Source organism: Phreatobacter sp., from assembly GCF_022843985.1.
In the GTDB taxonomy this organism is placed as follows: domain Bacteria; phylum Pseudomonadota; class Alphaproteobacteria; order Rhizobiales; family Phreatobacteraceae; genus Phreatobacter.
Genome location: NZ_JALHMP010000052.1, coordinates 1 through 9,426, shown reverse-complemented (window position 1 = coordinate 9,426; position 9,426 = coordinate 1). Strand labels below are relative to the sequence as shown.

6 protein-coding genes are annotated in these 9,426 nt (G+C 68.4%); all 6 read right to left on the bottom strand.

From position 1 onward, the window contains the following. Nucleotides 1–820: hypothetical protein (locus tag Q0C57_RS21040; protein WP_296579886.1), on the bottom strand; the 820-nt coding region annotated here is incomplete at its 3' end. 112 nt (nt 821–932) lie between these two features. Continuing rightward, nucleotides 933–2,276 carry a beta-eliminating lyase-related protein gene (locus Q0C57_RS21035; RefSeq protein ID WP_366937865.1) on the bottom strand — a complete coding sequence of 448 codons (1,344 nt, stop codon included), beginning with the start codon at nt 2,274–2,276 and terminating at the stop codon, nt 933–935. A 4-nt stretch (nt 2,277–2,280) separates the two neighbouring features. Next, nucleotides 2,281–2,559, bottom strand: coding sequence for a virulence factor (locus Q0C57_RS21030; RefSeq protein ID WP_296579883.1), 279 nt, complete (start codon nt 2,557–2,559; stop codon nt 2,281–2,283). A 3-nt stretch (nt 2,560–2,562) separates the two neighbouring features. Further along, nucleotides 2,563–2,796, bottom strand: coding sequence for a DUF5397 family protein (locus Q0C57_RS21025; RefSeq protein WP_296579881.1), 234 nt, complete (start codon nt 2,794–2,796; stop codon nt 2,563–2,565). A gap of 62 nt (nt 2,797–2,858) precedes the next feature. Further along, nucleotides 2,859–4,277: a glutamate synthase subunit beta gene (locus Q0C57_RS21020; protein ID WP_296579878.1), complete on the bottom strand. Its 1,419-nt coding sequence runs from the start codon at nt 4,275–4,277 to the stop codon at nt 2,859–2,861. 4 nt (nt 4,278–4,281) lie between these two features. Continuing rightward, a complete protein-coding gene (gene gltB / locus Q0C57_RS21015) occupies nt 4,282–9,039 on the bottom strand; it encodes a glutamate synthase large subunit (protein ID WP_296579876.1) in 4,758 nt (1,585 codons plus the stop codon). Between the last annotated feature and the right edge of the window lie 387 nt (nt 9,040–9,426).

The window sequence follows — 9,426 nt, the reverse complement described above, 5'->3', positions numbered from 1 at the left end:
TCTCGGGCTGCTCGGCCTGGGGCGCGGTGCGGGCCGGCGGCGGGAAGGGCTGGGCCGGCTCGACACTGAGTGCCGGCGGCGGAACGGGGGTGACCACGGGCGGATCGACCTGGCGTTGCGGCAGGCTCGCGGCCGGCGGCGGTGCGGCCGGTATCTCCGCGGCGGGGGGCTGCGCCAGCGGCGGAACGGGCGGGACCATGGGCGGCTGCGGCACCAGATCCCCGTCGATATTGGGCCGTGGCGTCGGCACCGGGACGGCACGGGCGGTGATGTTGGGCGCCGGACGGGCCGGGCGCTCGGGACGGACGACGCCGTCCGGATCGAACCGGCCCTCGCGCTGGCCGGGGGGGCGGGCGTTGCCGAAGCTGGGCCGCTCGTCGGACCAGACCGGAGGGGTGGGGAAGCGGGGGCCGCCGGGTTCCAGCTCGCGGATGTTGATGGGTGCGCCGCTATAGGCGTGGATGGTCACACGGGCGCGCTGGCCGGCGCCGCCGACGGTCTCGACGACCCAGACGCGGCCGGCGAGGCGGGGCCGGCTGATGGCGCGGTAGCCCATGGAGCGGGCGATGGCGATGGCCTCGGAGGCCGGCAGGATGTCCTCGTCATCCGGAACGACATAGCGGCGGCGATAGACCGGCGGTTCGTCGTCATAGTCATAGATGCGCGGCGGGCCCCAGCCGCCGCCCCAGTACTGGACGGACAGGGCAGCGGTGGGGACGGGCGCGGCGAGGGGCCCTGAGGCGAGCGGGCCGGCCTGGGCCTGGCCGAGACCGGCGGAGAGGGCGGCGGCGGCCGCTGCCATGAACATGATGTGGCGCACGCGATCGTGTCCTTCTTCCCCCCGAACCCTGTCAAGCTTTCGGCAAGGAGAACGGCGATTTCAGGGCGGGCGCGTGTCGGTTCTGGTTGGTCGTATTCACTCCGCCGTGGCCTCAGGCCAGAGCATCTGGATGCCGGCTGGCCACCCCGTTGAAGCCGTTGCTCCGCGAACACCCCGGATGGTGACTAAGGTGTTCGAAATGAGCCCTCTGGCCGGTGGTGCCCTTCTTATGGGCCCTCATCGGGCCGTGACATGCAATGCACCGATAGGTACCGCTCCCTGCGTGCAACGCGTCATCGATCGACATTCGCACCCATCCGCCGGCCACCTTGAGCTCGGCTTCCAAATTGTCGAGAGCCGCCTTGGTTGAGCTCCGTTGGTTGACGGCGAGCGGTGCCGCAGCCCGGGCCGCCACTGCGAGGAAGTGGTCGATATCCTCGTCGCGGGTGGCGAAACTCGTGACGAGGCGCATCATGACCTCGCCGGGGCGGGCGCGCTCGGCCTCGGGGAGGCCCTTGTCCGGCCAGGGATAGAAGGCGGCGCCTTCGGCCTTCAGGGCGTCGACGATCTCCTGCCGGAAGATAGGGAACAGGCCGTTGGCCTGGGGCTGGAGCGGCAGGCGCACGCCGGGAATGGCGGCCAGGCCGGCGGCGAGGCGGGCGGCAGCGGCATTGGCGTCGCGGGCGAGGTCGAGCCAGTGGCCGCCATCGAGGAAGGCCTCCATCTGCGCGGCGAGGAAGCGGTGCTTGGACAGGAGATGGCCGGCGCGCATGCGGCGGCGGACCATCTCGGCGCCCTTCGCGGGGTCGAAATAGATCAGCGCCTCGCAGGCGAGGCCGCCGCCCTTGGTGGTGCCGAAGGAGAGCACGTCGATACCGGCCTTCCAGGTGATCTCGGCCGGCGAACAGCCGAGCGCGGCGACGGCATTGGCGAAGCGGGCGCCGTCCATGTGGACGCCAAGGCCATGGGTGCGGGCAATGGCGGACAGCGCCGTCACCTCGGCGACGGAATAGACCTGGCCGAGCTCGGTCGACTGGGTGAGGGAGAGGGCGTGGATCGGCGCATTGTGCGGCACGCGGCGGCCGAGGCCGGCGATCGCCGCCTCCAGTGCCGGCGCGGTGATCTTGGCGCCGCGGCCAGGAATGCCGACCAGCTTGGCGCCGCCGGTGAAGAATTCCGGCCCGCAGCATTCGTCCTCGATGACATGGCTCTCGTCGTGACAGAGCACGATGCCCCAGGGCGGTGTCAGGGTGGAGAGGGCGAGGCCGTTGGCCGCCGTGCCGGTGGCGACCATCCAGACGCCGACCTCGCGCTCGAAGAGGTCGCAGAGCTTGCCGACGACGGCCTTGGTCGCCTCGTCATTGCCATAGCCGAGCCGCGCCCCGCCATTGGCCGCGGCGATCGCCTGCATGACCTTGTCGGAGGCACCGAGGCCGTTGTCGCTTGCGAAGAACATGGGATCAGCTCTTGAAGAGGGGAGTGAAGTCGGACCAACTCTCGACCTTGAAGGCCCGGATGTCCCTGCAACAGGTGCCGAACCACGGCAGTGCGCGCAAGGCATCGACGGCGCGGGTCACGTCGGCGAGATCGCCGGTGCGGTTGACATAAACGGAGCCCTGCACCCATTCGAAACCGAGGGTGCCGAGGGCGTTCTGGATCTCCTCGTAGGCCTGCGGCACCCGCCGCGGATAGTGGGCGCGCAGTTCGCCGACGACCATATCGAAGCTGATGGCGAACACGCCTTACCGCTCCAGCGGATCGTCGAGAATGTCGGAAAGCGGATAGTCGAGCCGCTCACCCGATTCCAGCACCCGCACCTGCATCAGAAGCCCTTCGACCGGGCTGACCGACGCCACCGCGATGATCTCGTAAACCGGGCCATAAAGGCCGAACCGACGGAACGACCCGACCAGCTGGGCCGGATCGAGGCTCACGTCCCGGGGCGATCGAACGGTCAGGTTCATGGGCGACAGCATGGCGCAAGACGGCTCTGCTGTCACCCATGGTCCAGTGCGCCGCGGCGGCGCTGCCCGGCCGCTCAGCGCGGCAGGGTGGTCGTGCCCATCAGGTCCTTGTCGATGGAGTGCGCGGCCTGGCGACCCTCGCGGATCGCCCAGACGACCAGGCTCTGGCCGCGGCGCATGTCGCCGGCGGCATAGACCTTCTCGACCGAGGTCCGGTAGTCGTTGGTGTTGGCCGCGACGTTCTTGCGGGCGTCGAGCGAGACGCCGAGGCTCGCGACCATGCCCTCATGGACCGGGTTGACGAAGCCCATGGCGAGCAGGACGAGATCGGCCTTGAGCTCGAACTCGCTGCCGGCGATCGGCTGCATCTTCTCGTCGACACGGACACATTTCAGGCTCTTCACCCGGCCGTTCTGGCCGGTGAATTCCGCACTCATGACCGCGAAGTCGCGCTCGGCGCCTTCCTCGTGGCTGGAGGAGGTGCGCATCTTCAGCGGCCAGAGCGGCCAGACGAGGGCCTTGTTCTCCTTCTCCGGCGGCTTCGGCATGATCTCGAGCTGGGTGACCGAGAGGGCGCCCTGGCGCACCGAGGTGCCGATGCAGTCCGAGCCGGTATCGCCGCCGCCGATGACGACGACATGCTTGCCGGAGGCGAGGATCGGCTCGTTCGTGCCGATGGGCTCGCCGGAGACGCGGCGGTTCTGCTGCGGCAGGAAGTCCATGGCGAAATGGACGCCCTCGAGGTCGCGGCCAGGGATCGGCAGGTCGCGCGGCTTTTCCGCGCCGCCGGTGAGCAGCACCGCGTCATAGCTGGCGGTGAGTTCGTCCACCGGACGGGTGACGCCGACATGCTCGTTGTAGTGGAAGGTGACGCCCTCGGCCTCCATCTGGTGGATGCGGCGGTCGATGAGCCGCTTCTCCATCTTGAAGTCGGGAATGCCGTAGCGCAGCAGGCCGCCGGCCTTGGCGAACTTCTCGTAGACGTGGACGTCATGGCCGGCGCGGGCGAGCTGCTGGGCGGCGGCGAGGCCGGCGGGACCCGAGCCGACCACCGCCACCTTGCGGCCGGTCCTGACCTTGGCCGGTTCGGGCGTGACCCAGCCCTCGTTCCAGGCGCGGTCGATGATGGCGCACTCGATCGTCTTGATGGTGACCGGCGTGTCCTCGATGTTCAGCGTGCAGGCGGCCTCGCAGGGGGCGGGGCAGATGCGGCCGGTGAATTCGGGGAAGTTGTTGGTCGAGTGCAGGTTGATGGCGGCCTCGCGCCAGCCGCCATTGTAGACGAGGTCGTTCCAGTCGGGGATCTGATTGTTGACCGGGCAGCCGTTGTGACAGAACGGTATGCCGCAGCTCATGCAGCGCGCCGCCTGGTTGCGGGTGCCTTCCTCGCTTAGCGGGATGACGAATTCGCGGTAGTGGCGGATGCGGTCGCCGGCCGGCGCATAGCGCCGGTCCTGACGGTCGATCTCCAGAAAGCCGGTTACCTTCCCCATGGTCTTATTCTCCTGCCAGCGCGAGCGGACGCTGGGCCTGTTCCATTTCCTGAAGCGCGCGGCGGTATTCGACCGGCATCACCTTCCTGAATTTGGGTAGCATCTCCGACCAGCGGTCGAGGATGTCCCGGGCGCGCCGGGAGCCGGTGTAGCGGGCGTGGTTGGCGATGAGCTGGTGCAGGCGCTCGGCGTCGAAGCGGCTCATGTCGCTCATGACGTCGACGCGGCCGTGGCTGTCGAGCCCGCCGGTCTGGTGGTAGACGCGCGACAGGAGGTCGTCCTCCTCCGGCACCGGCTCCAGCTCGACCATGGCCATGTTGCAGCGGCGGGCGAAATCGCCCTCCTCGTCCAGCACATAGGCGATGCCGCCGGACATGCCGGCCGCGAAGTTGCGGCCGGTCTGGCCGAGCACGACGACGACGCCGCCGGTCATATATTCGCAGCCGTGGTCGCCCGTGCCTTCCACCACCGCGATGGCGCCGGAATTGCGCACGGCGAAGCGCTCGCCGGCAATGCCGCGGAAGTAGCACTCGCCCTCGATGGCGCCGTAGAGCACGGTGTTGCCGACGATGATCGAGTTGTCGACATCGAGGCTGGTGGCCTCGGCCGAGGGATAGACGATGATCTTGCCGCCGGAGAGGCCCTTGCCGACATAGTCGTTGGCCTCGCCCTCGAGCTCCAGCGTGACGCCGCGGGTGACCCAGGCGCCGAAGCTCTGGCCGGCGGTTCCCGTCAGCTTGACGTGGATGGAATCGTCGGCAAGGCCGGCATGGCCGAAGCGCGCAGCGACCTCGCCCGACAGCATGGCGCCGACCGAGCGGTTGACGCTGCCGATGGCGGTCTCGATGACGACGGGCTTGCCCTCGGTGAGGGCCGGCATGGCCGAAGCGATCAGCTTGCGGTCGAGCACGGCCTCCAGGTGGTGGTTCTGCGTCTCGGAATGGAAGACGCCGACCTCGGCCGGCACGTCCGGCTTGTGGAAGAGGCGCGAGAAGTCGAGCCCCCTGGCCTTCCAGTGGTCGACGGCCTCGCGGCGGTCGAGCATCTGCATCTGGCCGACCATCTCGTCGATGGTGCGGAAGCCCATCTCGGCCATCAGTTCGCGCACTTCCTCGGCGACGAAGAAGAAGTAGTTGATGACGTGTTCGGGCTGACCCTTGAAGCGCTTGCGCAGCACCGGATCCTGGGTGGCGACGCCGACCGGGCAGGTGTTGAGGTGGCACTTGCGCATCATGATGCAGCCGGTGGCGATCAGCGGCGCGGTGGCGAAGCCGAACTCGTCGGCACCGAGCAGGGCACCGATGACGACATCGCGGCCGGTCCGCAGGCCGCCGTCGACCTGCACCGCGATGCGTGAGCGCAGGCGGTTCAGCACCAGGGTCTGGTGGGTCTCGGCAAGGCCGATCTCCCACGGCGAGCCGGTGTGCTTGATCGAGGTCAGCGGCGAGGCGCCGGTGCCGCCCTCGAAGCCGGAGATCGTCACGTGGTCGGCGCGCGCCTTGGCGACGCCGGCGGCGACCGTGCCGACGCCGACCTCGGAGACGAGCTTCACCGAGACGTCGGCGCGGGGGTTGACGTTCTTCAGGTCGTAGATGAGCTGCGCCAGATCCTCGATCGAATAGATGTCATGGTGCGGCGGCGGCGAGATCAGGCCGACGCCGGGCGTCGAGTGGCGCACCTTGGCGATGACCGCGTCGACCTTGTGGCCGGGCAGCTGGCCGCCCTCGCCGGGCTTGGCGCCCTGGGCCATCTTGATCTGCATCATGTCGGAATTGACGAGATATTCCGTCGTGACGCCGAAGCGGCCGGAGGCGACCTGCTTGATGGCCGAGCGCATGGAGCGCCCGTCGGGCAGGGGCTGGAAGCGCTCGGATTCCTCGCCGCCCTCGCCGGTGTTGGACTTGGCGCCGATGGCGTTCATGGCCAGCGCCAGCGTCGTATGGGCCTCGCGCGAGATCGAGCCATAGGACATGGCGCCGGTGGCGAAGCGCTTGACGATGGCGGCGGCGGTCTCGACCTCGTCGAGCGGCACGGGCTTGCGCCCGACCTCCTCGGCCGTGCGGATGCGGAACAGGCCGCGGATGGTCTGCAGCCGCGAGGTCTGCTCGTTGATGAGGCGGGCGAATTCGCGGTAACGGTCCTGGCTGTTGCCGCGCACCGCATGCTGGAGCGCCGCGATCGTCTCGGGCGACCAGACGTGGTCCTCGCCGCGGATGCGGTAGGCATATTCGCCGCCGACCTCGAGCGCGGTCTTCAGCGTCGGATCGTCGGAGAAGGCAGCGGTGTGGCGGCTTACCGTCTCCTCGGAGATCTCGGGCAGGCCGACGCCGCCGATGCGGGTGGCCGTGCCGGTGAAATATTGCGCCACGAACGCGTCGGCGAGGCCGACGGCGTCGAAGATCTGGGCGCCGCAATAGGACTGGTAGGTGGAGATGCCCATCTTGGACATCACCTTCATGATGCCCTTGCCGATGGACTTGATGAAGCGCTTGACCACCTCGGCGGCGTCGACCTCGGGGGGCAACTCGCCCTTGGCGTGCAGCTCCTCCATGGTCTCGAAGGCGAGATAGGGGTTGATCGCCTCGGCGCCGTAGCCGGCGAGACAGCAGAAGTGATGCACCTCGCGCGCCTCGCCCGTCTCGACGACGAGGCCGGCGGCGGTGCGCAGGCCCTTGCGGATGAGGTGGTGGTGGACCGCCGCGGTGGCGAGCAGGGCCGGGATCGGGATGCGGTCCGGGCCGACCATGCGGTCGGACAGGATGATGATGTTGTAGCGGCCGTGGACGGCGGCTTCGGCACGGTCGCAGAGGAGCTGCAGCGCCTCGGCCATGCCGGCGGCGCCCTTGGTGGCGGGATAGGTGATGTCGAGGGTCTTCGTGTCGAAGGAATCCTCGCGGTGGCCGATGCAGCGGATCTTCTCCAGGTCCTGGTTGGTGAGGATCGGCTGGCGGACCTCGAGACGCTTGCGGCGCGAGGTGCCGTCGAGGTCGAACAGGTTCGGCCGCGGTCCGATGAAGGAAACGAGGCTCATGACGAGCTCCTCGCGGATCGGGTCGATCGGCGGGTTCGTCACCTGGGCGAAGTTCTGCTTGAAATAGGTGTAGAGCAGCTTGGACTTGGACGACAGCGCCGAGATCGGCGTGTCGGTGCCCATCGAGCCGACGGCCTCCTGGCCGGTGGTGGCCATGGGCGCCAGCAGGATCTTCACGTCCTCCTGGGTGTAGCCGAAGGCCTGCTGCTTATCGAGCAGCGGCACGTCGGTGCGCGAGGCGCGCGGCTCGACGGGCGGCAGGTCCTCGAGGATGAGCTGCGAGCGTTCCAGCCACTCCTTGTAGGGATTGGAGGCGGCGAGCTCGGCCTTGATCTCCTCGTCGGAGATGATGCGGCCCTCGGCGAGGTCGACGAGCAGCATCTTGCCGGGCTGCAGGCGCCACTTGCGGATGATCTCGCTCTCCGGAACGGGCAGCACGCCCATCTCGGAGGCCATGATGATGCGGTCGTCCTTGGTGACGAACCAGCGCGCCGGCCTCAGGCCGTTGCGGTCGAGCGTGGCGCCGATCTGGCGGCCGTCGGTGAAGGCGATGGCGGCCGGACCGTCCCAGGGCTCCATGATGGCGGCATGGTACTCGTAGAAGGCGCGGCGCTGCTCATCCATGCTCTTGTTGCCGGCCCAGGCCTCGGGCACCAGCATCGTCACCGCATGGGCGAGCGAATAGCCGCCCTGGACGAGGAATTCGAGGGCGTTGTCGAAACAGGCGGTGTCCGACTGGCCCTCGTAGGAGACCGGCCAGAGCTTGGAGATGTCGTTGCCGAAGAGCTCGGAATCGACGCTCGCCTGGCGTGCCGCCATCCAGTTGACGTTGCCGCGCAGGGTGTTGATCTCGCCGTTATGGGCGACCATCCGGTAGGGATGGGCGAGCGACCAGGCGGGGAACGTGTTGGTGGAGAAGCGCTGGTGGACGAGGGCGATGGCGCTCTCGAAAGAGGGGTCGTGCAGGTCGGGGAAATAGGCGCCGAGCTGGTCGGCGAGGAACATGCCCTTGTAGACGATGGTCCGGCACGACAGCGAGACGGGGTAATAGCCCCGGGTACGCGGGTCGTTGAGGTCATAGACAAGGTTGGAGATGACCTTGCGCAGGACGAAGAGGCGGCGCTCGAAGTCATCCTCGGACTCGATATCGGCGCCACGCGCGACGAAAAGCTGCTTGTGCAGCGGCTCGGTCGGCTTGACGCTCTCGCCGAGCGAGGCATTGTCGGTCGGCACGTCGCGCCAGCCGAGCAGCACCTGGCCCTCGTCGGCGATGACCTTCTCGATCGCCTCGCGGACGATGGACTGGCCCTCGGGGTCGCGCGGGAAGAAGATGAAGCCGACGGCATAGTGGCCGGGCTCGGGCAGGTCGAAGCCGAGCCGGGTGGCCTCCTTGCGGAAGAAGGCGTCGGGCAGCTGCACGAGCATGCCGGCGCCGTCGCCGGCGCGCGGGTCGGCGCCGACGGCGCCGCGGTGCTCGAGGTTCAGCAGGATCTGGATGCCATCCTGGACGATCTTGTGGGACTTGCGGCCCTTCATGTCGGCGATGAAGCCGACGCCGCAGGAATCCTTCTCGTTGCGCGGGTCATAGAGGCCCTGCGCGTCCGGCAGGCCAGGGTCGATGACGGCGCGCGTGCGGTTTTTGACGCGGGCAGGCACATTGGCTTTCGTGGCGCGATTCGTCCGCGCCTCGATCCCCGGACCCGCCATCGCACCAATCCGCTGCGTGCTCATCATCCACCTCGTTCTGCGACCTGGGTCGCTGATCGTGACACGGGAAACCGGCACGGGCGACGGATCAAATCCGCAACCGGTCCGGCATGCAAACTCGGGGCTTCACGTCCTCCCCGACGCCCCTGTTCCGGGGTCCTGTTGGATAGGGCAGCGATGCTGACCTTTCTCAGGCCGTTATTTGACAGATTTCAAAGAGCGGCACAAGCGGCAATACGCCCGGCCGCCCGGGTTGGGATCATGTTTATTGCCGGGGGTCGCGAAAGTCCGGTCGAAATGGATAAAATTGCCGATCCCTGCGCAACTTTATGACTATGGGCCGGGGGGCGGCGGCGCCCCCGCCGTGGCGGCAGGGCCTGTCGCCGCGCCCTCCGCGGCGGTTCCCGGAGG